The 25,746-nt window shown below is 40.9% G+C and carries 23 protein-coding genes and 1 tRNA gene; 19 read left to right on the top strand and 5 right to left on the bottom strand.

Features of this window, described 5'->3' with window-relative positions; all coding sequences use genetic code 11:
• Window positions 1-229 precede the first annotated feature (229 nt).
• Window positions 230-490 (bottom strand): DUF333 domain-containing protein, encoded by a 261-nt coding sequence (locus tag ACK5MF_RS08715; RefSeq protein WP_416921325.1) that lies wholly within the window; start codon window positions 488-490, stop codon window positions 230-232.
• Window positions 491-698: 208 nt separating this feature from the next.
• Between ACK5MF_RS08715 and ACK5MF_RS08710 the strand changes: the two genes are divergently transcribed.
• From ACK5MF_RS08710 to ACK5MF_RS08655, 12 genes are all read left to right on the top strand, one after another.
• Window positions 699-1,631 carry an exopolyphosphatase gene (locus tag ACK5MF_RS08710; RefSeq protein ID WP_416921323.1) on the top strand — a complete coding sequence of 311 codons (933 nt, stop codon included), beginning with the start codon at window positions 699-701 and terminating at the stop codon, window positions 1,629-1,631.
• A gap of 181 nt (window positions 1,632-1,812) precedes the next feature.
• Window positions 1,813-3,630, top strand: a complete 1,818-nt coding sequence (locus ACK5MF_RS08705) for an extracellular solute-binding protein (protein WP_416921321.1) — start codon at window positions 1,813-1,815, stop codon at window positions 3,628-3,630.
• Window positions 3,631-3,639: 9 nt separating this feature from the next.
• The gene (locus ACK5MF_RS08700; protein WP_416921319.1) at window positions 3,640-4,728 is read left to right on the top strand and encodes a microcin C ABC transporter permease YejB; all 1,089 of its coding nucleotides are present in this window, start codon (window positions 3,640-3,642) and stop codon (window positions 4,726-4,728) included.
• Window positions 4,728-5,771 carry an ABC transporter permease gene (locus ACK5MF_RS08695; RefSeq protein ID WP_416921317.1) on the top strand — a complete coding sequence of 348 codons (1,044 nt, stop codon included), beginning with the start codon at window positions 4,728-4,730 and terminating at the stop codon, window positions 5,769-5,771. The genes ACK5MF_RS08700 and ACK5MF_RS08695 overlap by 1 nt, the downstream gene beginning before the upstream one ends.
• Entirely contained in the window at window positions 5,772-7,418 is a 1,647-nt protein-coding gene (locus ACK5MF_RS08690; protein WP_416921315.1) for an ABC transporter ATP-binding protein, read from the top strand. It begins immediately after the preceding gene.
• A gap of 40 nt (window positions 7,419-7,458) precedes the next feature.
• The gene (locus tag ACK5MF_RS08685) at window positions 7,459-8,070 is read left to right on the top strand and encodes a glutathione S-transferase family protein (RefSeq protein ID WP_416921313.1); all 612 of its coding nucleotides are present in this window, start codon (window positions 7,459-7,461) and stop codon (window positions 8,068-8,070) included.
• Window positions 8,071-8,404: 334 nt separating this feature from the next.
• Window positions 8,405-12,085, top strand: coding sequence for an ATP-binding protein (locus tag ACK5MF_RS08680; RefSeq protein ID WP_416921311.1), 3,681 nt, complete (start codon window positions 8,405-8,407; stop codon window positions 12,083-12,085).
• Window positions 12,075-13,232, top strand: coding sequence for an EAL domain-containing protein (locus tag ACK5MF_RS08675; protein ID WP_416921308.1), 1,158 nt, complete (start codon window positions 12,075-12,077; stop codon window positions 13,230-13,232). The genes ACK5MF_RS08680 and ACK5MF_RS08675 overlap by 11 nt, the downstream gene beginning before the upstream one ends.
• 14 nt (window positions 13,233-13,246) lie before the next feature.
• Complete coding sequence (locus ACK5MF_RS08670) at window positions 13,247-13,855, top strand: response regulator (protein ID WP_416921306.1); 609 nt, start codon at window positions 13,247-13,249, stop codon at window positions 13,853-13,855.
• A 16-nt stretch (window positions 13,856-13,871) separates the two neighbouring features.
• Window positions 13,872-15,221 (top strand): diguanylate cyclase domain-containing protein, encoded by a 1,350-nt coding sequence (locus ACK5MF_RS08665; RefSeq protein ID WP_416921304.1) that lies wholly within the window; start codon window positions 13,872-13,874, stop codon window positions 15,219-15,221.
• Window positions 15,222-15,266: 45 nt separating this feature from the next.
• The gene (locus tag ACK5MF_RS08660) at window positions 15,267-16,913 is read left to right on the top strand and encodes a response regulator (protein ID WP_416921302.1); all 1,647 of its coding nucleotides are present in this window, start codon (window positions 15,267-15,269) and stop codon (window positions 16,911-16,913) included.
• 17 nt (window positions 16,914-16,930) lie between these two features.
• Entirely contained in the window at window positions 16,931-17,830 is a 900-nt protein-coding gene (locus ACK5MF_RS08655) for a LysR family transcriptional regulator (RefSeq protein ID WP_416921300.1), read from the top strand.
• On the opposite strand, the gene ACK5MF_RS08650 is transcribed toward ACK5MF_RS08655, so the two are convergent.
• Window positions 17,827-18,420 (bottom strand): response regulator, encoded by a 594-nt coding sequence (locus tag ACK5MF_RS08650; protein ID WP_416921298.1) that lies wholly within the window; start codon window positions 18,418-18,420, stop codon window positions 17,827-17,829. The genes ACK5MF_RS08655 and ACK5MF_RS08650 overlap by 4 nt on opposite strands.
• Window positions 18,421-18,536: 116 nt before the next feature.
• Complete coding sequence (locus tag ACK5MF_RS08645) at window positions 18,537-19,331, bottom strand: substrate-binding periplasmic protein (protein WP_416921296.1); 795 nt, start codon at window positions 19,329-19,331, stop codon at window positions 18,537-18,539.
• Window positions 19,332-19,499: 168 nt separating this feature from the next.
• On the opposite strand from ACK5MF_RS08645, the gene ACK5MF_RS08640 reads away from it, so the two are divergent.
• Window positions 19,500-19,976 carry an RNA-binding S4 domain-containing protein gene (locus ACK5MF_RS08640; RefSeq protein ID WP_416921294.1) on the top strand — a complete coding sequence of 159 codons (477 nt, stop codon included), beginning with the start codon at window positions 19,500-19,502 and terminating at the stop codon, window positions 19,974-19,976.
• A 37-nt stretch (window positions 19,977-20,013) separates the two neighbouring features.
• Here ACK5MF_RS08640 and ACK5MF_RS08635 read toward each other — a convergent pair whose 3' ends face one another.
• Window positions 20,014-20,202 carry a hypothetical protein gene (locus ACK5MF_RS08635; protein ID WP_416921293.1) on the bottom strand — a complete coding sequence of 63 codons (189 nt, stop codon included), beginning with the start codon at window positions 20,200-20,202 and terminating at the stop codon, window positions 20,014-20,016.
• A gap of 283 nt (window positions 20,203-20,485) precedes the next feature.
• Between ACK5MF_RS08635 and ACK5MF_RS08630 the strand changes: the two genes are divergently transcribed.
• A complete protein-coding gene (locus tag ACK5MF_RS08630) occupies window positions 20,486-21,025 on the top strand; it encodes a DUF3332 domain-containing protein (RefSeq protein WP_416921291.1) in 540 nt (179 codons plus the stop codon).
• A gap of 195 nt (window positions 21,026-21,220) precedes the next feature.
• Window positions 21,221-21,294: transfer RNA gene (locus tag ACK5MF_RS08625), tRNA-Gly, on the top strand.
• A 183-nt stretch (window positions 21,295-21,477) separates the two neighbouring features.
• Here ACK5MF_RS08625 and ACK5MF_RS08620 read toward each other — a convergent pair.
• On the bottom strand, window positions 21,478-21,702 hold the full coding sequence (locus tag ACK5MF_RS08620; RefSeq protein ID WP_416921289.1) for a helix-turn-helix domain-containing protein: 225 nt from the start codon (window positions 21,700-21,702) through the stop codon (window positions 21,478-21,480).
• A 133-nt stretch (window positions 21,703-21,835) separates the two neighbouring features.
• Between ACK5MF_RS08620 and ACK5MF_RS08615 the strand changes: the two genes are divergently transcribed.
• The 4 genes from ACK5MF_RS08615 to ACK5MF_RS08600 all read left to right on the top strand — a co-directional run bounded on the left by ACK5MF_RS08615 (window position 21,836) and on the right by ACK5MF_RS08600 (window position 25,576).
• Complete coding sequence (locus ACK5MF_RS08615) at window positions 21,836-22,048, top strand: hypothetical protein (RefSeq protein ID WP_102941335.1); 213 nt, start codon at window positions 21,836-21,838, stop codon at window positions 22,046-22,048.
• Between the two features lie 9 nt (window positions 22,049-22,057).
• On the top strand, window positions 22,058-23,236 hold the full coding sequence (locus ACK5MF_RS08610; protein ID WP_416921286.1) for an Arm DNA-binding domain-containing protein: 1,179 nt from the start codon (window positions 22,058-22,060) through the stop codon (window positions 23,234-23,236).
• Between the two features lie 64 nt (window positions 23,237-23,300).
• Window positions 23,301-23,672 (top strand): DUF3950 domain-containing protein, encoded by a 372-nt coding sequence (locus ACK5MF_RS08605; protein ID WP_416921285.1) that lies wholly within the window; start codon window positions 23,301-23,303, stop codon window positions 23,670-23,672.
• 278 nt (window positions 23,673-23,950) lie between these two features.
• Window positions 23,951-25,576: a LamG-like jellyroll fold domain-containing protein gene (locus ACK5MF_RS08600; RefSeq protein WP_416921283.1), complete on the top strand. Its 1,626-nt coding sequence runs from the start codon at window positions 23,951-23,953 to the stop codon at window positions 25,574-25,576.
• Window positions 25,577-25,746 lie beyond the last annotated feature (170 nt).

Below are 25,746 nucleotides of genomic sequence, written 5' to 3'. Positions count from 1 at the left end.
AAAAATATGATCAGATTGAACATAGGTGGAACAGCGAATGCGCGTCGAACACAAACACGCCCTTATTTTTTTATAAGAATGCCCGTCCATGGGGCTCCGCCGAGCCATCCATGGCTCGGAGGGTTTGCTTATCGACACCCATTCACTGATCAGAAAGTTTTCCAGAATGGTATGATATCTTACTTATAACAAAGGCAGAACGAGCTGCCTTTATTCATCGTTGTACGCGTTACTGTTTGTCTTTATCTTGTCGATTTTCGTAGTATTCCCACTGTTCATATTTCTCATCTTCGGAGAGAACACAGTATGTCACACGTTTTTTGTCTTCAGTGACCATGGTAAGTGTGCCACCTTGTTGTACACAGTAGAGTGAGGCCGGACTTGTCGTTGCTTCGTATTCTTGCACATCGTATTCATCGGGTTCGCTAGAGCAGCCAGTAAGTAGCGCGGCACCTATTAACGCTGAAATCGCAAGACTGTGTTTTTTCATTGGTATCTCCATGGGCTTATTGAGTTCACTTAAAATTCATTGGGCTATGTGGAAATTGTAGAATATTTTTTTTAAAACCATTGTCTTAAGTTTGTTAAAAAATCGATGCTGTCTAAAATTAAGGCATAGTACTTCTTGTGTTGAGCGTCAATAGTAGTGAAAGCTCGAGGGAAGAAGGGTTCACTTAAAAATTTTAGGGGATTAGCTAATGACGGAGAAAAAGTATCGGCTCGTTACTCGCAGTGACTTTGATGGGCTAGTATGTGCGGTTTTGCTCAAAAAACTTCACTTGATCGATGACATTAAGTTTGTTCATCCCAAAGATATGCAAGATGGGAAAATAGATATATCTGAACATGACATTACAACTAATTTACCTTACGTAGAGGCTGCATTTCTCAGTTTCGATCACCATCTTTCTGAAACGATTCGCAATACAGAGCCACGGCTTAATCACATCATTGACCCCGATGCGCCATCGGCGGCACGAGTGGTATGGGATTACTATGGGGGGCTAGATGTATTTCCTGAAGCTTGGTTAGAAATGATGGCGGCGGTGGATAAAGGTGATTCAGCACAATTTAGCCGCGATGAAGTTTTAGACTCAACAGGTTGGAATTTACTTAACTTTTTGATGGATGCGCGTACTGGGCTAGGGCGTTTTCGTGATTTCAGAATTTCTAACTATAACCTGATGATGGATCTCATTGACTACTGCGGTAATCACTCTATTGAGCAGATTTTAGATTTGCCCGATGTGAAGGAGCGTATCGAGCTCTATCGTGAGCACGAAAACATGTTCAAAGAACAGGTCATGAAGTGTGGCACCGTGTATAAAAATCTGGTGGTTTTGGATTTGACGGGAGAAGAGGTTATTTACGCGGGTAATCGTTTCATCATTTATGCTTTGTACCCACAGTGCAATATCTCGATTCACAAAATGTGGGGATTCCAAAAACAGAACATTGTATTTGCAACAGGTAAGTCGATTTTTGACAGAAGCTCGAAAACCAATGTCGGTGAGTTAATGCTAGAGTATGGTGGTGGTGGTCATCACGCGGCTGGTACGTGTCAGATTGCGGTTAATCTTGCCTCACAAGTTGAACAAGAGTTGATTAGGAAAATTACTGTTGATGGTTAAGGTTCAACCATAAATCAGAAACTGCTGAAATTGACCGTTATTGTACATTGTTATCGATTTGGCGGTTTCTCTCGCGCTTTTTTTCTCTATACTTATCCAACTAACTGAATTATTAATAAATACTGAAAAATCATTGCCAGTCGTTGAATGTTTTATTGAGATAAGTAAAAGGATTTGCAGAATGGGGAATATCAAACCAGTCGCTTTGGGTGTTGTGTTAGCCACACTTAGCCATTTTTCTATAGCTGGTGTCGTTGAAACCACCCGTTTGGTTGGTTTTGGGGAAGCGAAATACCCGCAAGGTTTTGCTCATTTTGATTATGTTAATCCTGATGCTCCCAAATACGGAAAAGTCACCTATGGCCAGATAGGTACATACGATAACTTTAACCGCTATGCCTCACGTGGTGTTCCGGCGATGGATAGCGGAGAGTTGTATGACCCACTGATGTATTCACCCGCTGACGAAATTGATTCCTACTATCCACTCATCACAGAAAAAGTCCGCTATTCTGATGACTACACTTGGCTAGAGCTAGACATCAACCCCAAAGCTCGTTTTCAAGATGGCCAACCTATTACCGCCGATGATGTTGAATTTACCTTTAATAAGTTTATGACCGAAGGTGTTCCTCAATATCGCGTCTACTACAAAGAGATCAAATCGGTTAAGGCAATTGCTCCTTTGACAGTGCGTATTGAAATGTCCGAACCGAACCGAGAAAAACTGTTCGGTTTTGCTCAAGGTACTCGCGTTTTGCCAGAACATTTTTGGAAGGACAAAAACTTCGCCGAACCATTAAGTGAGCCGCCAATTGGCAGTGGTCCCTATAAGATATCCGATTACAAAATGGGTCAGAGTGTGACTTATCAGTTGGATGACAACTACTGGGCAAAAGATCTGCCAGTCAATGTTGGGCGCAACAACTTCAAGCAAGTCCAGTACGACTATTACCGAGATGATACGGTAATGCTTGAAGCGTTCAAGGCAGGTGAGTTTGATTTACGTCAGGAGAGCCAAGCGAAATTTTGGGCGACATCTTACACTGGCGTTAATTTCGATAATGGCTTTATCAAGAAAGAAGAAATTAAGCATAATGCACCAGCCAGTACGCAAGGTTTTGTTTTCAACACACAGCGCCCGGTATTTCAGGATGTGCGAGTGCGCGAAGCACTGAATTACGCGATGGATTTTGAGTGGATGAACAAGAACATGTTCTACAGCCAATATTCTCGCACTCGCAGTTATTTCCAAAATACCGACTATGAAGCGAAAGGTTTGCCTAGCGAAGAAGAGCTAGCCATTCTTAACCCGATTAAACAAGCGATTCCACCTCGCGTATTCACCGAAGAGTATCAACCGCCAGTGACAGATGGCAGTGGTCGTATCCGCAGCCAAATGAGAACCGCCTTCGCGCTGCTGAAAAGTGCAGGTTGGGAACTGAAAGACAAAGTCATGGTGAACGTTGCGACTGGCGAACCAATGACGTTTGAACTGTTGATTTATAACCCAACTAGCGAGCGTATTGCGATACCTGTACAAAAAAATCTGAAATTGATGGGTATCGACATGAAGATCCGCACTGTAGATAGCACTCAATATACCAAGCGACTACGTGACCGCGATTTTGATATGGTTTCGTCGTCTTACTTGGCTAATCCATACCCAAGTGCGGATTTGATGATCGTCTGGAATTCAAATTATATTGATTCAAGCTACAACACTGCAGGGGTGATGGATCCGGTTATTGACGATTTGACGCTACAAATTGCAAAAAATCAGCAGCAACCGAAAAAGCTGCTTAGTTTGGGGCGTGTTCTTGACCGTATCCTGCAGTGGAACTTCTACATCATTCCACAATGGCATTCCAGCCTGTATCGCGTTGCTATGTGGGATAAATTTGAGCGCCCATCCGTGATGCCGAAATACGATTTGGGTTTAGATACCTGGTGGATTTCGCAACACAAAGCTGAAAAATTGCCTGAGAAACGCCGTTAAGAGGGTTATATGGCCGCGTACATTTTCCGTCGTCTGCTGTTGGTTATACCGACGCTGTGGGCAATCATCACCATTAATTTCTTTATCATCCAAATCGCACCGGGTGGCCCTGTAGAACAAGCGATTGCACAGCTTGAAGGGCAGGCATCAGGAGTAATGGAACGCTTTTCTGGCGGTGGTCAGGAAGTGGATTTGTCTAAGATGGATAACGGCAGCAGGGGCGGCTATAAAGGATCACGTGGATTAGACCCAGAAGTGGTTGAGGCGATAAAGCGCCAGTTTGGCTTTGATAAGCCGCTGCACGTACGTTATTTCGATATGTTGAAAAACTACGTGACATTTAACTTCGGTGAGAGTCTGTTCCGTGGCGGAAATGTGATTGATTTGATTGTCGACAGACTTCCAGTCTCCATCTCGTTGGGGCTGTGGAGTACGTTAATCATTTACCTGATTTCCATCCCATTGGGCATAATGAAAGCGATTCATCACGGTTCGCGCTTTGATATATGGTCGAGTGCGTTGGTCATCGTGGGCTATGCCATCCCCGGATTTTTGTTTGCTATTATTCTTATTATCTTGTTCGCCAGTGGCAATTACTTTAGTTGGTTTCCGTTACGCGGACTGGTTTCGGACAATTTCGATAGCCTGACGTGGTATCAACAAGTCATCGATTATTTCTGGCATTTGGCATTGCCAACTTGCGCTATGGTGATCGGTGGATTCGCCACATTGAGTATGCTGACTAAAAACTCCTTTCTCGATGAGATAAACAAGCAGTATGTGGTAACGGCGCGAGCAAAGGGGCTCGATGAGGGGAGCATTCTTTACAAGCATGTATTTCGTAACGCTATGTTGATCATCATTGCTGGCTTTCCCAGCGCTTTCATTAGTATCTTTTTCACCGGTTCAATGTTGATTGAAGTAATGTTTTCGCTTGAAGGTATTGGTTTATTGGGCTTTGAATCCACGATTCAACGAGACTACCCAATCGTATTCAGTTCACTGTATATCATGACTCTGCTTGGGTTATTGCTCGGCATTATTTCGGATTTAACTTATACATGGGTTGATCCGCGCATTGATTTTGAGGCGCGCTGATGGTGATAGTTAAAAATACCGCCAATCCACTTAACGCAGCGAGATGGCAGCGATTTAAAGCTAATCGCCGTGGCTTTTGGTCATTATGGCTGTTTTCTTTGCTGTTTATTGTCAGCTTGTTTGCGGAAATGATCGCCAACGATAAGCCACTGTTTATCTCTTACGATAGTCAGTGGCTTTTCCCAGTTTCCAACGCTTACTCAGAGACGAAATTTGGCGGTGAGTTTGAAACTGAAGCGGACTATACTGACCCTTACGTGGTGGAATTAATTGAAGATAAAGGCTACATCATTTGGCCATTGATCCGCTTTAGTTACGACACCATCAACTTCAATATTCAAGGTTCCGTGCCATCGGCACCGGACTCGGTGAACTGGCTGGGTACGGATGATAAAGGGCGCGATGTGCTGGCTCGTATCATCTACGGTTTTCGAATTTCGGTGTTGTTTGGCTTTGTGCTCACTATTGTATCGTCATTGATTGGTGTGATTGTCGGTGCAACTCAGGGCTATTATGGCGGCTGGTTAGATTTATTAGGACAGCGCTTTATTGAAGTATGGTCTGGTTTGCCAACGCTGTTTCTGCTCATCATTTTATCGAGTTTTGTGGAACCGAATTTCTGGTGGTTACTGGGCATTATGGTGCTGTTCAGTTGGATGAGTTTGGTGGGTGTGGTACGTGCGGAATTTTTGCGATGCAGAAACTTTGACTATGTCCGCGCGGCGCAAGCGATGGGGGTGAGTGATTCTCGTATTATGCTGCGCCACATGCTACCAAACGCTATGGTGGCTTCACTGACCATGATGCCGTTTATTCTCTCTGGATCGGTAACCACCTTAACCTCGCTTGATTTCTTAGGCTTTGGTTTGCCTGCGGGGTCGCCATCACTCGGTGAGTTGCTTGCGCAGGGCAAAGCGAACTTACAAGCGCCATGGCTCGGTATTTCTGCGTTTGTCGTGCTTTCTATGATGTTGACGTTACTTGTTTTTATTGGTGAAGCGGTTCGTGATGCCTTTGACCCCAGTATGCAAAGGAGAGTTTAGATGAGCGAACATTCGTTAAAAGCCGAAAACCGGTTGAAAACCGAAAAGCTGTTAAAAATCGAAAGCCTGCTAAAGATTGAAAACCTCTCTGTTGGGTTTGGACGTAGTGACAGCATTGAGCAAGTTACCGAACAAGTGTCATTTACTATCAAAAAAGGTGAAACATTGGCGCTGGTGGGAGAAAGTGGTTCAGGGAAATCGGTCACCGCTAATGCAATTTTGAAACTGTTACCTAAAGGTTCAGCCCATTATCTGCAAGGCAAAATTCAGTTTGCAGGGTTGGACACGCTTAACTGCTCTGAGCGCCAATTACGGGGTATTCGTGGCGGGCGGATTGGTATGATTTTCCAAGAGCCGATGGTGTCTCTTAATCCGCTACATAAGATAGGTAAGCAGCTGGTGGAAACACTAGCGATTCACCGTGGAGTAAGACAGAAAAAAGCGGAAGAATTAGCGATAAGCTGGCTTGAAAAGGTGGGTATTCGTCACCCTCAGCAGAAAATCAATGCTTATCCGCATGAACTTTCGGGAGGTGAGCGACAAAGAGTCATGATCGCGATGGCGTTGATAAATGAGCCTGAGCTTCTCATCGCAGATGAACCCACTACAGCACTTGATGTGTCGGTACAGGCACAGATACTGGATTTGTTAAAGGCACTGCAGCAAGAGCTTGGTATGGCAATGCTGTTTATTACTCATGATTTGAGTATTGTCAGGCGCATTGCTGATCGAGTGGCGGTGATGCAGCATGGTAAGTTGGTAGAAATTGAAGAGTGTAAGACGCTCTTTTCTTCTCCTAAGCACCCTTATACCAAACAGCTTATTGAATCGGATCCGCGTGGATTACCCGTTAGTGTGGCTGAAAACAGTCCGAGTTTGCTGGCAACGGATGGGTTAAAAGTATGGTTCCCAATCAAAGGTGGCTTACTGAGAAAAACGGTTTCTCACGTAAAAGCCGTCACCAATATGAAGTTCGATTTAAAAAAAGGACATTCGATTGGTTTGGTTGGTGAAAGTGGTTCCGGTAAGTCCACCACCGGTATGGCGATCTTAAAACTAGTGGCGTCACAAGGATCTATCCGTTATCAGGGGGAGGAACTGCAAGGGCTAGACAGAAAAAGCATGTTACCGTATCGCGCCCGTATGCAGGTGGTATTTCAAGATCCATTCTCTGCGTTGAATCCGCGTATGTCAGTAGCACAAGTGATTGGTGAAGGTTTGAGAGTGCATTTTGCACATGACGAACAAACCATCGATAAGCTTATATGTGATGTAATGAAAGAGGTTGACCTTGATCCTGAGACTCGTCATCGCTATCCAAACGAGTTTTCTGGTGGGCAGAGACAGCGTATTGCCATTGCCAGGGCGCTGGTATTAAAGCCGGAATTTATTCTGCTCGATGAGCCGACATCTTCGCTCGACCGTACCGTACAAGCTCAGGTGTTGGATTTGCTTAAATCCCTGCAAGAGAAGTATGGCTTAACCTACTTGTTTATTAGTCACGACTTGAACGTAGTAAAGTCGCTTTGCCATTACACCATAGTGATGAAACAAGGCGAAATTGTCGATCAAGGTGAAACTCAGGCACTGTTTAACAAGCCCTCGCACCCTTATACGCGAGAGTTGGTGAACCTATCTTCATTTTGATACAGTTATTTGAATTTTTAAGTCAGTCAAAGGAACAACAATGAAATTATACGAATTTGCTTTAACCCCAAGTTCTCGTCGAGTTTCTATTTTTCTCAAGGAGTTAGGTGTTGAGGTTGAACGAGTCCAGGTCAACGTTCGTGAAGGTGAAAACTTAACGGATGAATTCAAGCAAAAAAGTGTAAACGGCAAAGTTCCAATGCTTGAGCTCGATTGTGGTGTCACCATCTGCGAAAGTGTCGCTATCTGTCGTTATTTCCATGAAGCAACACCAAATAGAAAAAATCTTTTCGGTGAAACACACTTAGAAACTGCTCAAGTTGAAATGTGGAACCGTATCGTCGAATTCCAAGGTTTGTTTGCTGGATTCCAAGCATTCCGCAACATTTCTGGTATTTACAAAGACCGTGAGACTTGTGTGGAAGAGTGGGGCTATGAAAGCAAGCGTCGTGTTGAGAGTTTTTTACCACAATTAGAGCAGCAACTTGCGGCTAAACCTTACATTGTGGGGGAAGCCTTAACCATTGCTGACATTACAGCGTTTATATTTGTAGGATTTGCAGAAAAAGCACTGCAAATTGAAGTGTTGAATCAGTATCCAAATATTGCCCGTTGGTTCAATGAGTTGTCTCAACGTCCAGCCTTTCAATAAACGGGATTATTGAATGATGTAGCCCCCTTAAGTTTACTTACGTTCCGAATGAAAATGAGTGTTATCTATTCGGAATATTTATAAGGGGGCTTAAGTGTAAATAACCTATCTTTCCTACTTTAGTAGTAATCATGTATAAGAATATATTCTTTCATTGCTTATTATTTGTATCAAGCTAGGAGGACTATATCTGATATTGCTGTAATCCAATGCCTACAAAGTATAATTAATTGCATATTTATCATATGGTTATGATATTTTCTCTGTAGTTTTAAATTTGACATTAACCTCATTTTTTTTATTCTTACCACCTATTTCTATGTAAGAGTAAATTGTGAGCCGTTTATTTTTCGTGTTTATTGCTGTTATAAGCATGGTGCTTAATTCCTATGCTATGTCAGCACAAAGTGACAGTCTTAAGGCAATGCCAAATAAAGTGAAAGTGGCATTGCTTTCGCGCACGCTTGATAACTATACCTATCACGATCCTACTTATGATATTGAAACCGACTATATTGACAGTTTGGCAAAGAGGTTAGATCTCGCCGTTGAATATGTTGCGTATCCAACAATCTCTTTGTTACACGATGCTATCGATAATGGCGCTGCGGACTTAGCTATTGGTCTTTCTGATATTAGCGATGTGAATTATATCTATAGCTCCCCTTTATATAAAAGCTCAATTGCTATTTGGTATCGAAATAAAAACTTGATGCATGTGTCACCTATGTCAATGAAATGGACATGTGTTAAAGGTTCTATTTATTGTAAAAAGCTCGCGCAACGAGGCTTACCTAATATTTATGAAGCAGAAAGCTTTGCTGACGCTATCAAACAAGTGAATTTAGGCCAGTCAGATGCGGTTCTTGATAATTATGTTTCACTGCTAGCCTGCGTAAACTCTTCTAATCAAACCAATGGACGAATTGAAATTCCCGATTGGTTTGGTACTGAAAATATTCGTATCGCGGTGAAAAAAGATAGTCAGTTGTTACTGCAAAATATTAATTTGCTGCTGAATCAAGATAAAAAGCTAACGGATATTCATTCAGACAATCTATATCACCAAATCGATATTGCGCGAGAGGCGGTAACCGAACGAGGAAAGCAAACAATTCGTTATACTGTTTGGGATGATTCATACCCACTGTTTTATCGGGATAGCAGTGGCGAAGTCGCCGGTTTTCTTCCTGATTTATTGAAATTGGTTGAAACTCGTACCTTAATCCGATTTCAATATGTTGCTCTTAAGGAAGGCGAAACACCTTTAAGCATGCTTGAAAACCGCAGTATTGATTTTATTCCAACCGTGTTAATGGACTCACATGATCACGATTGGGCAACCGTATCGAAGCCACTGACCGCTATCAAATATTTCGCAGTGGCTTACAAAGGGGCTAACAATAGTAAGAATGCCAAAGAGGGGGTTCTATTTGATGATAGGCACGCTTATCAAAGTATTAAGAATCGTGTTTTTGGTGAAAATGCAATTACTTATGTTGGTGTTAAACAGCTGTTAGAAGATTTAAAAATCGGCAAGCTACACCAAGCCTATGTGCGAGAAGACATTCTTGATTATCTTATGGCACATGATGACGACGATAAATTGGTGATTAAACGCCACTCCTATAAAGAGATCGATATTGCTATCACGGTAAGAGAAGATGAACGCCAGATCAGTGATCTGATTAATGGTGTTGCTTCTACTATCAACCCTCAAGAAATTAGCCGCTTACAACATGGTTATTCACAGTTCAACATCGTTTACGGCTACGACAAAAAACTCGTCATGCTTGGCTTGTCAATCCTTGCCAGCATTATTGTTTTATTGGTGTTCATTTTTTATCTCTGGAAGAAAAACATTCAGTTAAAGGTGTCTCTAAATGAAAAACAAGCACAGAGAACACGAAATGATTTACGTTTTTTGCAGAACATCATCAACGGTCTGCCAAATCAGATATTTATTCATGATGCGAGCCATAATCTTTTATTGAGCAACTGCGGTGGTGTTGAGAGTGGAAGATGTAAAAATTGCTCTCTGGCTCAAAAATCGCGCCCGGATCATATGGTGATCGAAAACGGTGAAGAACTGTCATGTGTTCTTAAAGCGGGTGAAACCATTCAACGTGAGATCGACGTGCAGACCTGTAGTATCGGTCTACAGACCATAGACTATTTCAGAACACGTATTAGTGGTCCAATTGAAACAGAACAGTATGTATTAACCGTTGTGAATGATGTGTCAGCTCAGAAAGAGCAAGAGAGGGCTTTGCGTTCAGCTAACGAAACTGCGCAGCATGCGGTACAAGCCCGCGAACGTTTCTTGGCAAGCATGAGTCATGAACTCCGTACTCCCATTGCGGGCATGGCTGGTTTACTTGAAATGCTTAAAATCCGTACGGATGACGAAGATACGCTAATGATGATCAACAATATCATTACTTCAACACGCCATCTCCACCTATTGGTGAACGACATTCTGGATTTCTCTAAGCTTGAAGCTCAACAGCTGGAACTTGATTTGGCGGATTGTCACTTGCTACGTGAGGCAGGTGAACTACTACGTGTTCACTGTGCATCAGCCCAGAAAAAAGATCTTCAATTTGAAGTGAACTGGCAACCGACATCGGTAAAAGTTATCAAGATTGATGTTCTACGTTTTAGTCAAATTATCAATAACTTACTGTCAAATGCTATTAAATTTACCGATGCGGGAAAAATTGCAGTTGATATCGTGCTTGACGAGAAGCAAGTGCATGTCGCTGTCAGAGATACTGGCTTAGGTATGAGTAAAGATGTCATTAAAGGGGTGTTTAATCCTTTCTTTCAAGGGGACTCTACCATTGCTCGTCGTTTTGGTGGTACAGGTTTAGGTCTTTCGATTGTGCATAATCTCATCACCGTTATGGGCGGGGAAATTACTATTGATAGTGAACCGAACCTCGGCACTTGTGTGTCATTTACTATCCCACATGAGCTGGTTGGTAGCTATGAAAGTTCGCAGACAATGGTTTGCGCGACGTATCACGGCAACGACCCTTTGATTACGGATTGGATACGTATTTGGACTCATAACGCTCACGATAGATGTACTCACGAACACATAGATATTTATGACGAACAAGATTTCGACGTCAGCAGATGTGAATATCAACAAAATATCATTATTAAGAAAAACTTAGATGTATTTAGAACCCGTAATGGTTGTTGCGTTTACATTAACTCGACGCCTTTCTTCCCTGATTTGTTGTTCGATGCCGTTGTCGATAACGAAAAAATGCCGGTTTCTGGTGAAGACGATATGAGTTTGCCATTGAAAGGTAAAGTGCTGGTTGCTGAAGATAATCCAATCAACCAACTGGTGTTTAAGCAACAGTTCTCAGAACTAGGCATTGATGTCGATATCGTCGATAACGGGCTTATTGCGCTTGAGTTACTGCAGGCAAAACCGATGGAGTATGACGTTCTCATCACCGATTGTCATATGCCGGTAATGGACGGTTATGAGTTGGTAGAACGTATTGGTATGCAACCAACGTTGAGTCATATCACCTTGATTGGCTGTACTGCCGAAGACTCAAGAGTGGCTAATGAAAAGGCGATGAATAGCGGTTTCGACACCATGTTATACAAGCCATACGGTCTTAATCGATTGTATAAACTGCTTGCTCAGTACTTATCATCAAGTGAGTTAGAAACTGAGATCTGGTTGAGCAAATATGATGCTGCTGATGCACAAATTCTGTCACAAGTCTATGTCGACACAATGACAAACGATTTGGCTTTGCTAATGAGTAGCAAAGGCGATCGTAAGAAAATGAAAGACATTGCTCACCGTATTAAAGGTGGTGCAGGGACCGTTGGTGAAACTAGGGTCCATCAGCGTGCTTTGGATCTAGAAAATGGCATGCAAAATGTCGATAGCAACGTTGAACAATTATTTGAAGAATTGATAACGGATATCACTACCAGTATTGAACAAACAAAAGCGTGGATAGAAACTCATGCCGCATAGAATTCATAGTGTCCTGATTGTGGATGATGATCCAATCCAGTGTATTACGTTGAAAATTCAACTACAGACATTCGGTATTACCGAAGTTCGTGTAGCACAGAGCAGTAAGCATGGATTGGCGATCTGTGAGCAACAGGATTTCGACCTTGTGTTCTGTGATTTATCGATGCCGGAAGAAGATGGCTTAACGTTTTTAAACGCACTCAACCAGCAAGGATACGAAGGTAAGCTGTGCTTATTAAGTGGTCATGATAAAAGCATCATTTCACTGGCAGAAATGATGTGTCGCCAGCTTGGATTGGGTGTGATTTCATCACAGACGAAACCTATCTCGAACACAGATTTGGCTTCGGTGCTTAAAGCGGTGAGGTTAGCGAGCCCAACACCTAAGGTCAGCGATAAAGTGATTGCGTTCTTACGTTCAGATTTAGATTTGGCATTTAATGCTAAGCGTTTAGTTAACTTCTATCAGCCACAGTACCGATTTGCCAACGATACGCAAAGAGGTAATGAAGTCCTTATTCGATGGGATCATCCGCAGTATGGATATCTTAGCCCATCAGCGTTTTTACCCATTATTGATAAAGAACAATGGCACGTACGTTTGTTTTTCTACGTATTGGAACAGGCTCTGGACGATTTCCGAAGTGGAAAGCTTACGGGCTCCATTTCAGTAAATGCAGCTTTAGCCAATTTCGATGACTCAAATTTTGCGTTCCAGGTATTGGAGTGTTGTGAGCGTTACGATTTTTCACCGGCAAACTTGGTTATCGAAATGACAGAAATGGAAGTGTACAAACACAATCCCACTATGTTTGAAAATTTTGCTCGCTTACGTCTTAACGATGTTGAGTTGGCTATTGACGATTTCGGTGCAGGATATTCTTCGCTCGTCAAACTTGCGGACTTGCCTTTTACTGAAATGAAAATCGACAGGGCGCTTATTACGTCTTGTCATCGCGATAAACGGAAAAACGCGATTCTTTCTCTAGTTGTTTCGATGGCGAAACAACTAGATATGCGTCTTGTGGCAGAGGGAGTCGAAGACAATGAAACTTGGACGCATCTGCAGAGTATGGGGATAGATCTTTGTCAAGGTTATTTCACCGGAAGACCCCAACCAATTGAATATAAATTAATCGCTTAACGAGGCTAACTGTAATGATTCATATAAAGACTTCTCTAACTTGTCTTGTTGTCGACGATCACCCACTAGTTTGTGCTGCAATCAAACAACTATTGGAAAAAGGCGAACGATTCGAAAATGTCATCGTTGAACAAGATCCAGTTAAAGCGCAGAAACTGATTCAAAAAGAGCAAATTGATTTCTTGATCCTAGATGTTAATTTGGTGAAATCGGATGGTTTTGAACTACTTCGTCGTATCAAATCTCACGGGTTTACCGGCAAATCACTATTTATTTCAGCCAACGATAGTCGTTTGTATTCTGAGACGGCTTATAAACTGGGTGCTGATGGCTATGTGTGTAAATCGGAAGATTTAAACATTCTCAACGACGCAGTCGAGTGTATTTTAAATGGTTATAGTTTCTATAAACTGATGAAAGACAGCGGGTCGAATAATGTTCAACTGTCTAAGCAGGAGTTAGTGGTGTTCACTTATTTGGTGGATGGCAAATGTAACAAAGAAATCGCCAGTATTCTCTCTCTGAGTCCGAAGACAATCAGTACGTATAAATCTCGCATTTTAGAAAAATACAATGTGAAATCGATTGTGGAACTGATGAGCATCAACAAGAACATTATCTGATTCCAAGTCACAGCATATGACGATAAAAACGAGAAAAAATATCAAAGAAATCGTGCTAACCAGTTTTATGGTTAGCCTGATCTTTTACACGATATTTATGCTGTTTTATATTGATTCACATATCAATGAACGTGAATTGCAGTTCGAAAAATTTACTAAAACAGTGGCTCAATATAACCAAGTACTTTTCTTCACAGGTAAGATCCTTGAGAGCGAAGTGAGTAAGTTCGATGCCATTGAAGAGGGAAGTAAAGACCTATTGGTCAATCAAAGCGGCGATTTCTACCGTTTCAATGATATCAATGAGCTGACCAATATCGATATTGCTATCGAAAACGAGTTTCATCAGTTAGTCGATGAGATGCCGACTATTCTACCAGAGCGGGATGTGATGTATTACCGCTCTTACACTAGCTCGTTGACCTCGGTTGACAAGAAAGGTGTCAATATTGAGATAGAGCAGTGCTTAGGTCGTCGAAATTGTGCTCTAGAAGCTCCAGACAGAAGGCTTTCTGATCGAATTTTGATTTCAGATCCTTACCGTAATGGCGACGGAGACGTTTTCATCACCATATCAAGCCCGATCTATTTTCAGAACGTTATCGTCGGTGATGTGAACATCGACATTTTTATGCCACGTTTTGATGGTGCTTCCAATGTGCATGTGGAAAAGAAACTGATCAATGGCGTGGCTTTCTACGAGTTAATCTATGGCAACAGTACTATGGGTGGTCGATTCGCTTATACCATAAATTTTGTGGCAGATAACTCAACCGTATACGTATACAAAGTGCCGGTACAATCCATAGTTTACCGTACGGTAATGTTCTTTCTGGTTATTTGGTTAGTGAGTGGCTTTGTTATGTTCAGATTTAAAGAATTAAATCTGAACAAAATTAAACTTAGCGAAGCGCAAAGCAGTATTGTTCAAGACCAAATGACAGGGTTATTAAACCGCAACGCACTTGAAAGCAATGATTTTAAAAGTGCGATTAAAGATAAAGGGGCAAGTATCTTGGCGATTGATGGCAATAAACTAAAAGCCATCAACGATACATATGGTCATCATGTGGGTGATGAAGCTATTAAACAGATTGCTAACGCAATGAAAGAAGTGTTCCGTGATACCGATTACTTAATCCGCTCTGGCGGTGATGAATTTCTTGCTGTTCTGCCAGGGTGTAAAAATGAAAACGCATTAAGCTTAGCCGCTCGTCTGAAAGAAACTGTTGGCGCAACCACTTTTTCTCCGTACGCATTAAATGTTGGAGTCTCGGTTGGTGTGGCTGAAATGATGGAAAATGAACCTATAGAATCTGTTATTCGTCGAGCTGATGAAAATCTGTATACAGATAAACAACAATAAACCAGTTCTTTAATGGACAAATAGTCGGGGGTTAATTTCATACGCATGCAATTTGGAACTCAAGTCATCGCTAATGCAAAGGTATTGATTGCCGATGATTCACCGCTCATTCTAACTGACATGAAAAGATTACTCAGGGACATGGGGTTTTCTTTATTACGTGTTTTTACCGCCAAGGATTCCAAAGCTGTGTTCAAAAAGCTCAGTGAAGAACAGATGGATGTGATCATTTGTGACTACAACTTTGGTGATGACTTAAATGGTAAGCAAATTTATGAAGAAATTTGTCACTTAGGGCTCATACCACCTTGGTGTGCATTCATTTTGCTTACTGGGGAGAAGCAGTTAGAGACAGTAAAGGCGATAGTCGAGCTTGACCCAGACGAATATATCATCAAGCCTTATACCACTACGGTGGTTAAAAGCAGAATTCTTAGAGCTTTTGTTCGCAAATGTGCGCTGAAAGGGCTGTATGAATTACCTAAAGACTCTGAAATAGATAAAATACACAGTGCCTTCACGGATGCGGAAAAAATGCATTCCAAATATGCCTCTTACATTCAGCGTTTGCATGCTGAGACATTAATTAATTGTGGTTATTTTGCTCAGGGGAAAGTGGCTTATGCTAACTTGTTCGCTCACTGCAAATCACCTTGGGTGATGGCTGGTCTATTAAATGCGTGCATTTTAAACAAAGAGTATGACGAGGCAGACCAACTTTATTATGAATGGGATAAACAGCAATTAGACAAAAGTGCTTTGGTACATGAACTCAAAAGTAAACTTTGCCTGATAAAAGGGGAAGTCGGTAAAGCTCTAATTGAAATTGACCGCTCTCTCATGAAATCAACCAGCATGGAACGGCTGTATTATTATGCCAAGTTGAGCGAAATACATCGCCAATACAAGAAAGCGTTCCAGCAGTTTTCTTCTTATCGACTCGCTGCATATCGAACACACAAAGAGTCTCCGCTTAACCATATTAATGTGGTTCGGAACCTATTGCTCAGTATTACCCCTAAGCAAGATGATGTGCTTCGCGTGATCACCTCAGTTAAACAAGAAATGAATAAACTCAAGGGTGAAAATGACAATGAATACGTGTTGTTTAATGAACTATTCGAGATCCATCTTGAATATTTATCAGGCAATAACAAACAATTTTTAACACGTCTGACAATGTGTATAGATAAAGTTGAAGCCAGTTCGAAGCTTACAGTTCTCTATTATACAAAACTGACATTACTTGCCCAACAGCCTGATTTATGTAGTCGTATTCTAAATCGCTTACCTAAGTGGCAAGAGGATTCAATGGATTGGGACAATTTGTTGTTGGTGGCACAACGGCGCGTGTTAGAACATGAATGTCAGCTTGCGGTCAAAGAAGTTGAAAAAATGTTGACCCATATTAGTCAGGTGAGTAATGAAAATAGCCTGGAAGGTGCAAGTGTGGCATTTGAGTACTTTAAGCAAAGAGAAAATTGTCATCATGCTACCTTAGCATTACTGTCTGCAATGGAACACGCTTTCCCTAAAGAGCTTGATTCAAATAGAATACGAGATTTAATCTTTGAATGTGAGCAGACTTTAATGAATTCGCCAATGCTTAAAAAGAGTGATAAATTGGTTGCCAAGAAAAAGAGTGATGCTGCAAAACAGGCATTTAACCGCCGTATTACCAATGTAAGGTAGGGGAATAAAAAAAGGCTATGGCAAACAATTTGGATTACAATTTACTGCAAACCTTTGTTTTGTTATACAAACATCGAAACTTGAAGTTGGTTGGCCGCTCTTTAGGGGTAACGGAAAGTGCAGTAAGTAAACATCTCTCCAAATTGCGCGAACAGCTCGATGACCCGTTATTTGTGAGAGACAGCCAGGGCTTTGAACCTACCGCATTTACTGAAGACGTTATCCCTAACTTAATTGATGGTATTAATACTATCCAGTCGGCCTTGGCAAAGAATACGATTGATTGTGCAAATTATGATGGTGATATATCTATCGCCATTATTCCCGTTATGCATATGCAGCTTGGAGCTGATCTTCTTATGGAGTTGAAAGCGACTTTTCCTCAAGCAACCATTTCTCTACTCACATACGATAATCACACCACACAAGACATCGACAATGGCACTATTGATATCGGTGTAAACTATTTTAATCCCATCTTGAGTAAGTCCATTTACCAGCGACGTATTAAGACATTAAAGCATGGCATGATTCTGCCTGCACGATTGGCGAACTTAACCGATGAAGAAGTGTTAGATTTACCATTTATTGGAATGGCAGCTCGTGGACGAAATGATGTTCGAGTTCTGTTGCATGAAATTACCACATCAGCAGGACATGATCTTAATATCTATGCTTTTGTCGATAACTTAGTCTGCATGCTGAATTCAATTGAAAAAATTGATGGGTTTTCTATTAGTCAGTTCTTTGATGTCACGAATGAGCGTTTTTGTTTTCGGGATCTTCCCGAGATATATCAAAAAGTTGATAACTATTCGTTGGTGTCGGTGATGAAATCGAGTAATAAAAGCAATCCCTTGCACATGTTGCTTTCGGATATTATCAAAAAGAAAATTGAGCTGTGCTCGGTCTCTTAAGCCGTCTCTTTTAGTTGTACAAGCTCAATGATTGAATCAACATTACATTTGTTCAAGATTCGGCTCTTATAAGTACTTACGGTTTTGGTACTAATTGAAAGCAGCTCTGAAATACGTTTGTTAGTAAACCCTTTCACTAAGTAGTTATATACAATAGTTTCTCGCTTAGATAATGCTGAAAATTCGTTGTCACTATGGTGTTTAAATACATTGTAACCACGCAATACACTTGAGATAGCGTCTTGAACGACCTCTGTACTTTCCGTCTTTAATACATAGCCGTTCGCGCCCATTTTTTTGGCAGCATTTGAATACATACCGTGCTCATTGCTCGATACGAACAGAATTTTACCCGCGAATTGTTTCGCTCTCATTCGACGTAGGAAATCTAAACCATCAAAACCAGCCAGTTGGATATCTAGAATAATTAAGTCGATATCATTTTGTCTTAATGCCGAAGCCGCGGCAAAGGCATCGCTAGCTAGCAGTACCTTATCAAAATTATGGTTTGTAACCAGCATGTGCTGTATTACTTTCTGCACCATTGGAAAACTGTCAATAATTAGAGCTGTTTTAGTATTGGTTGTCATGTTGTGTACCCCCGATCAATTCTAGTTGCGTTAGCAGATGGAAGTACTATAGGGCTTTTCTTACAGAAGGTGTGGAAAAGTGCCGTTTCCAAGTAGGAAAGAGGGTATTTGTGAGGCTATTCACCAGTGTAAGTCTGAACAATTTTCTCTATTTGCCCTGAGTCTTGAAGTTCAATAAGTGCAGCATCAAACTGTTTTACAAACTTTTCTTTATACGGATAATTCGCTTCATTGACGTTGGTATAAGCCATATACCCTGATTCAGTATTAATATGAGTGGCTAAACGGAAGGTAAGAGGCTTCACTAAAATTTCTTCGTCGAGTAGACGTTTTGTTTGCCAAAGAATAGAGATCTTATCGTTGACGTAGCAGTCAATTCTTCGACTACGTAGTTTAATAAGATTCAACTGATTACCTTTGGCCTCAGAAATGAAAAGCTTGCCATCGTCAGAAGCTTGCCAAAAATCGCTACCGCCGATATTGAATCCGGAATTGATACCAATAGTTAAGCCATAAAAGTCTTCTGGCCATATTGTTCTTGGATTCTGATCTATGATTTCGTTATCGCAAAATACGACCACATCTTCATTCAGCATCGGATGCGAATAAGGGGAAATGAAATTTCTGCTTTCGGGATGAAAATAAGGAGGCATCAATGCAAAACTGCGGCCTGATTCAACGAGTTTTAGTCCGCGTTTCCAAGGCACCGGGCGAATTGATATCTCAAAATCTTCTAATTTTTGATCAATAGCATGAACGATATCAGGATAAATGCCTACAGCTTCATCATTTTCAGCATAAGTATAGGGGGGATAGGATTCATCCGTTAATATCTCAACTGCAATGATATTTCCGTAACAGCAAGGTATTGCTGCCAATGTGGTCAGTACTGTTATTGCAACGGTTCGCAATTATAGTCATCCTTTTCTATATATTCATCCTTCATTTTAGATTTATAAATCAGTTTCGACATATAAACAACTTTCAGTTTATAAAGGGCTTTTAGTTTGTAAACAACTTTCGGTTTATAAAAAAAAAGTAAAACGTTAAACTGCACAAAATTTTACTGGGTATGTGTAATGAACGAGTTTGATTCCGATATGCAAAACGAAGCAGAAATTGAAATTGAGGCAGTTGGTGTCGAAGTTGCTAGCCAGCCAATAGAACTCTACAAAGTGTTAAAAATTGCCGATGCTGTAAGTGGTGGTGGGGAAGCAAAATACGCCATCACTGAAGGCTACGTTGCTGTTAACGGTGAAGTGGAAATTCGTAAACGCAGAAAACTATACGATGGCGATCTGATCGAGTTTAATCAGGAATTCTATCTGGTGATTTGTGATGCGCCAGTTACTGAAGAGGTTGTTGAAGAAGTTAAAGCTAAACCAGCAAAACAACAGCCTCAAGAAGCGCAAAAGAACAAGCAGAAAAAGAACAAAACTGAAGCAGAAAAGGCTAAGAAACCCAAGTCAGAGACAAAACCCAAGCTGAGTAAAACGAAAGAAGAAGTTCAGCCAGAAGAAAAAATTGCTGGTAGGGGGTCGATTAAATTCTTCTAACGAGAATCGATTAGGGGGAGCCTAAGCTCCCCCATGGTTAGCTCCAGTCATCATCAAAAAAAGGTCGACCTTCTAAGGAGTAGGGATCTTCATCGAAAGGGTGTTCTGCTTTGCCTCGCAATTTATCTAGTTGGGCTTCAAGCATATTGACCGTTTCGTAGTCTCCTTCTGAGCAAGCGATATAGATCTGTTGCTCTAGTGCGTCAATGCTTTCACGAATGTTCATTTAGCACCTCCTGCATTGGGGTAGTGAACATAAGACCGTTCCTCACCACAATTGTAGACCACATATAGTTATTAAGGATAATGCTGACTTTGCAATTGGTAGGTTAAGTATCAAGAAGATGAATTAATAACGCTGCAAAAACTGAATTATTTTTCTCATAAATGAAAATGTAGATAGAATTCATTGAGTTATGTAAGGTTTTTGTCAATCCTTGCTTCAGAAATTTCCTAATGTGCATATGATTGACTACACTTACGTTTTATCCAACTCAGTGGTGATCTTGATGAAAAGTAAAGCAATTAAAGTAGCAGTGGTAGCAGCATTAGGTGTGAGTTCTTTAACTGGTTGTATGGGACAAATGGCAACTACAGGCTTGGTTGGTAAATTCAACTTGGAAATCGTTGATAACCGTTATGGTCGTGAAGGTATGTTCCTACTTCTCTCGCCAGTTTACGCTATCGCTTCTTTTGCTGACTTGTTTATATTTAACGCAGTAGAATTCTGGACAGGGACAAACCCTCTATCAGGTAAGTCTCCAGCAGTGGTTGATACACCAGCTGACGCTATTTTAAAAGTGAATGATAGTTTAGATTCATCCATGACTACAGTTCCACTATCGAATAATAGCGATGTTAAGTCGACTACTATGCAGCAAATTGATGAGAATACCATGCAAATGGACATTTCTTATCTTGACGGCTCTCATAAAGTTTTACGTGGTGAGAAAGTGGACGACAGCGTAGCGTTTTACTTAAACGATGAGTACATTACTACTGTTTCTAATGAAGAATTGAAGAATTACGTTCAAACTTCAAGAATCTAATTAAACAGATTTCGAATTTTAGCCTCCTTTTTGGGGGCTTTTTTGTGTTACAACGTGACTTAAGGGGAAATGAGAGATGTAAATTTAACCGCTTAAACTTCAATTGTTTACTAACTATGCAAACGAACGAGATTTTATAAAAAAACGGTTTTCTTTTTTCAACTCTGTGGCATAGTAACAACGTCCTATCGATGCGCGCGTATCGTATAATGGTAATACCTTAGCCTTCCAAGCTAAAGCTGCGAGTTCGATTCTCGCTACGCGCTCCAAGTTTTCTAGCACCCAATTAAGTTCTAATCTATTGAAATTAAAACGCTTTATTGCGTTTTTTGCACGTCCAGCGTTTTTGAATTTATGTCATCTAAATCATCGGTGCCCATTTGGTGTCCAAATCGGTGCCCAAAGTGGTTGTGTATAACAAATGTGATTAAGTGGGATTATATAATCCCCACTTAAATTTCTATTTGGTCTTCAGTGTTATCGACATACTCAAATAGCTCACCAACTTGAACATTTAAATACCCACACAATACGTCGATTACCTCAATTTCAATTCTTGTCGCTGTTTCGTTGTACATGCGAGTTATCGTTCCGCGATTTATTCCGGTATCTCTCGATACATCAGAAATTTTTAGTCTCTTCTCGCCCATTATTTTTGATAGGTGACACTTCAGCATGTTCTTCTCCTGATTAAAATGTTCTCCTGTAGGTTAAAAATGGTTGCAAAAGGTTATTTTTGTGATACATTTAGTTCTGTAGGAGATTATTAAGCTTCTTAGTGGGTAAATTTAATCAATAGGAGATTGTACGATGGATAACACCTATCTTACAACTGCGGAGTTAGCAGAACGTATTAAGTACGATGTTAGAGTGATTCGAGAACAACTAAAAGACAGTGTTCTGTTTGAGGGGATTCACTATATACGACCATTTGGTGGGCGTAAGATCCTTTTCATATGGGAACGTGTTGAAGAGGAAATGCTCGTAGGAATTTCTACTCACTCATTGATTGCTGGTTTGTAAGGAGATTATATGGGCGTTTTAAATAGTCGAAATGGGAAATTAGTTTTACAGTTCCGCTATAAAGGCATTAGGTGCCGTGAACAAACTCAACTTTTAGATAACAAACCTAACCGAAATCGATTGGAGAGGCTTTTAAAGAACATAGAAGCTGAAATCTTGTTAGATAGCTTTGATTATTCGAAGTATTTTCCTAATAGTCGCAGCATCAAACGTTTTGTTGAAATTAGTCAGCGAGAGCTTGCTTCAAAGCAGTATTTTGATTCGCCAAATTCACCAAAATTCGAAGAATTCGCGAAAACTTGGTTATTGGAGAAGCAGATTGAGTGGTCAAAAGGGCATCTTATGGTTGTGGAAGGAACAATCGATAAGTACCTGAACCCAGTTTTTGGGAGTAAGAAGATCAGCGCCATCAATAAGGGACAAATCTTACAGTTTCGTACCATCCTCGCCAAAGTACCGGGACGAACTGGAAGTTTTCTAAGCCCTTCGCGTATCAATCATATTATGACACCACTCCGGATGATCCTTGATGAAACCGCCGATCGGTATGAGTTTAAATCACCATGGAAAAATATCAAAGCTTTAAAAGTGCCCAGAACGGATGTTGCCCCGTTTTCTATACAGGAAATCGAAAAAGTAATTAGCTGTGCTCCGGATGAATTTCAGTGTTACTTAATCACTCGTTTCTTTACTGGAATGCGAACGGGAGAGATTGATGGATTGATGTGGAAAGATATCGACTTAACAAATAAGGTCATCACTGTGAGTCAAAGCTTAAATCGTGGAGAAGTGTCAGGACTGAAAACTCAAGGTTCTTACCGTACGATTTCGCTCATTGAGCGGGTTGTCAATGCGCTACGAGAGCATAAATTGAAATCAGGCTACAAAAGCCCGTTTGTGTTCACGAATAGCAAAGGGTTGCCACTAAATTATCAAGTAGTGTCACGGAATATGTGGTATCCGACGTTGGCAAAATCGGGATTGAAGAAACGTAATCCTTACCAGACACGACATACATTTGCCACATTGCTACTGGCATCGGGTGAGTCACCTGAATGGATTGCAAATCAAATGGGGCATACAACGACAACAATGTTGTTTCGCATATATTCACGGTTTGTTCCGAATTTGACTCGTAAAGATGGTTGTGCATTTGAAGTGTTTTTGCAGAATGAAGGAAAGCGATGATTTCTTTTACTGTGCGCACACTGAATTGTGCGCACAGTTGGCACAAATAATAAGGTGTGCGCACATGTCCAAGTCTATGAAACAAGTTAATCGAAATCGTTGCTCAATTAAGAAGTACATTCGCTTTGAGCGTGAATTATTAAATGCAATCGATAACCATAGGTTGGGCACAGAGAGCTTTTCTGCATGGGTAAAGAGTGCATGTAGAAATAGGTTGAACGTTGATAGGTTAATTGCCGCAGAGGATTCAAATAGTCAAATTACTCATGCAGAGAACAAAAAGTCAAAGGAGGTTTTGATTGTTCAAATGCATGAGAAAGGGATGTTTAATCAACAAATTGCTAAAAGATTAAATGAGCAAGGTGTTGAACCATTGAATGGTGCGAAAAAGTGGACTAGGGCTAGTGTGAGCAAAGTAATAAAAGAAGTTTTGTGATTTAATTCGTGTTGAGTTTTGAATTATAAAAGTAAGTCGATCAGTCAACAATGCTCTTGATTTGGCTACGCCAAAAATGATAATGACTGCTTCCCCCAATGTCAAAAAATATTGATTGATGACAGCGGGGAGTGGCGACTAATAATAATGTCCTCAACGTGAGACTCAGTGATTGTAAGTAAACGTTTAGCAGTTTATCGGTTATTAACTGAGTTGTGCTTACACATTTGTATTTTTTTCTGAAATACTCAACTCGTTGCAATTGACGAGGTGATGCTGTGAAAGGACGATACTTTACTTCAATAGTTGTTTCATTGTTGGTTACTTTTCAAGTGGTAGCACAACCTGCAATCAATTACGATTATAATAAAAATGGCGAGTTAATTCGGGTCTCACAAGATGATGCTTATTACAGTATTGTGTATGATTCGTTAGGCAATCATGCCGCAAAGTTACCTTCCTTTTCGTCAGTTATCGACGCTTCAATTGAACTCACTTCTCCAGACATTAATCAGACGCTTAACCAAAGTGATGTCACATTTCATTGGCGTGCAGATGGGATCACATTTTTTGAATTTTATCTTCTAACGAATGGCGAATGGGTCAAATTGCGTTCCGGAATGAACCGCTCTGTATTGGAACTTAATTTGGGCGACATTTCTCATCTATTACAAAAACAAATGGCTTGGAAAATCGTTGGCTATAATCGTGCGTCCAATCCGATTGAATCCGAACCTCGTTCTTTTTCTATTGCTGATACTGACGACGACGGCATCTATGATTTCGCTGAATATACGTGTTTGGACAAGGGATTAGAAGACTCAGATTTCGATGGTCTTAGTGATGGTGTTGAACTGTCCATGGGACTAGACCCCTGCAACCCTGACACGGATGGTGATGGAATACCGGATGGTATAGAAGTTCAAATTGGAAGTAATCCTAACAAACAAGACACTTATCAGATTTTAGCGAATGGAAAAACCGCTTGGGATAACTATGTTTATCTTAATCATCAATTGCAGAGCGAAGCTAATGTTGAAACAGTCACGTTAGCAAGAACATTGCATTTGAGTGGTATTGATGAATTTGTTCAGTTGCATCCTAGCTTAGGAAACAATGAATCTTTTACGTTATCTACATGGGTCAAGTTTGATCGTGTAAGCGGAGAGCCTCAGAGATTTGGTGCCCATGATGGCATTAATCACCGAGCATATTTAGGTATAACTGAGCGAAATCGTATATATGCTGGTGTTGGGGACCGTTATATTAACTCACAAGATACAGGTATTAATGTACAGCAGTGGGTCAATCTGGCGTTGGTTTATGATGCCGAACAGCAGAAATTCAATACCTATGTCAATGGTGTTTTCGTTCAAAGTCGGTCAAGCGTCACCTTTAATAATGTGAATAAAAACGCCTTCTTAATCGGTGCGATTAAAGTGAAATCTGAAGTGATGGATTTCATTGATGGTGAAATGGATGATGTGCAGTTGTGGTCTCGTGCGCTGAGTCAAGAAGATATTCAGTCTTATATCATTCGTTCACCCTTGAAAGGGCAAGACGACCTTATTGCTTATTATGACTTTACAAAAACGCGAGGGTTGTGGGTAGAGAATATCGCTACTGGTGTGTTTGATGCAAAACTCTCGGCAGAAGGTTTGTTATCAGTCGAAGATGCATTTGTTGACAGTGACGGTGATGGACTCAGCGACCGTCAGGAGCTGGCGATGTGCACCGATCCGTTTAATGCCGACAGTGACGGAGATGGTCTGGATGACGGTTTGGAAATGGGCGTTGAGAGCGGCGTGATATTGAGCTCACCATGCTGTAGCGCGCGGAAATCAAAAAAAACAACGCAACTAATAATAAAAAAGAAGCTGTTAGGCTCCTTTTTGTTATTTTAATTTGCGAGTAGGCTGTATTTACGTGGCTTACTTGATAATAGAAACCTTGCAGCTATTTGAGTCGTACTCCACTGTACCTGTAAAATCTTCATCAACACGAACAGAGCAGCCTTTTTGTGTCCTATCTGTACCGATAAGCATGTCATGTTCATCATCTGTTATATGTACAG

Origin of the sequence: Vibrio sp., assembly GCF_047973365.1 — a bacterium.
Taxonomy (GTDB): domain Bacteria; phylum Pseudomonadota; class Gammaproteobacteria; order Enterobacterales; family Vibrionaceae; genus Vibrio.
The sequence above is the reverse complement of the archived record's forward strand: the minus strand, read 5'-3'. Positions and strand labels throughout refer to the sequence as shown.

Coding starts and splice junctions, on each gene's coding strand:
- ACK5MF_RS08715 (WP_416921325.1), bottom strand. CDS start 490: ATGAAAAAACACAGTCTTGCGATTTCAGCGTTAATAGGTGCCGCGCTA.
- ACK5MF_RS08710 (WP_416921323.1), top strand. CDS start 699: ATGACGGAGAAAAAGTATCGGCTCGTTACTCGCAGTGACTTTGATGGG.
- ACK5MF_RS08705 (WP_416921321.1), top strand. CDS start 1,813: ATGGGGAATATCAAACCAGTCGCTTTGGGTGTTGTGTTAGCCACACTT.
- ACK5MF_RS08700 (WP_416921319.1), top strand. CDS start 3,640: ATGGCCGCGTACATTTTCCGTCGTCTGCTGTTGGTTATACCGACGCTG.
- ACK5MF_RS08695 (WP_416921317.1), top strand. CDS start 4,728: ATGGTGATAGTTAAAAATACCGCCAATCCACTTAACGCAGCGAGATGG.
- ACK5MF_RS08690 (WP_416921315.1), top strand. CDS start 5,772: ATGAGCGAACATTCGTTAAAAGCCGAAAACCGGTTGAAAACCGAAAAG.
- ACK5MF_RS08685 (WP_416921313.1), top strand. CDS start 7,459: ATGAAATTATACGAATTTGCTTTAACCCCAAGTTCTCGTCGAGTTTCT.
- ACK5MF_RS08675 (WP_416921308.1), top strand. CDS start 12,075: ATGCCGCATAGAATTCATAGTGTCCTGATTGTGGATGATGATCCAATC.
- ACK5MF_RS08670 (WP_416921306.1), top strand. CDS start 13,247: ATGATTCATATAAAGACTTCTCTAACTTGTCTTGTTGTCGACGATCAC.
- ACK5MF_RS08665 (WP_416921304.1), top strand. CDS start 13,872: ATGACGATAAAAACGAGAAAAAATATCAAAGAAATCGTGCTAACCAGT.
- ACK5MF_RS08660 (WP_416921302.1), top strand. CDS start 15,267: ATGCAATTTGGAACTCAAGTCATCGCTAATGCAAAGGTATTGATTGCC.
- ACK5MF_RS08655 (WP_416921300.1), top strand. CDS start 16,931: ATGGCAAACAATTTGGATTACAATTTACTGCAAACCTTTGTTTTGTTA.
- ACK5MF_RS08650 (WP_416921298.1), bottom strand. CDS start 18,420: ATGACAACCAATACTAAAACAGCTCTAATTATTGACAGTTTTCCAATG.
- ACK5MF_RS08640 (WP_416921294.1), top strand. CDS start 19,500: ATGAACGAGTTTGATTCCGATATGCAAAACGAAGCAGAAATTGAAATT.
- ACK5MF_RS08635 (WP_416921293.1), bottom strand. CDS start 20,202: ATGAACATTCGTGAAAGCATTGACGCACTAGAGCAACAGATCTATATC.
- ACK5MF_RS08630 (WP_416921291.1), top strand. CDS start 20,486: ATGAAAAGTAAAGCAATTAAAGTAGCAGTGGTAGCAGCATTAGGTGTG.
- ACK5MF_RS08620 (WP_416921289.1), bottom strand. CDS start 21,702: ATGCTGAAGTGTCACCTATCAAAAATAATGGGCGAGAAGAGACTAAAA.
- ACK5MF_RS08615 (WP_102941335.1), top strand. CDS start 21,836: ATGGATAACACCTATCTTACAACTGCGGAGTTAGCAGAACGTATTAAG.
- ACK5MF_RS08610 (WP_416921286.1), top strand. CDS start 22,058: ATGGGCGTTTTAAATAGTCGAAATGGGAAATTAGTTTTACAGTTCCGC.
- ACK5MF_RS08605 (WP_416921285.1), top strand. CDS start 23,301: ATGTCCAAGTCTATGAAACAAGTTAATCGAAATCGTTGCTCAATTAAG.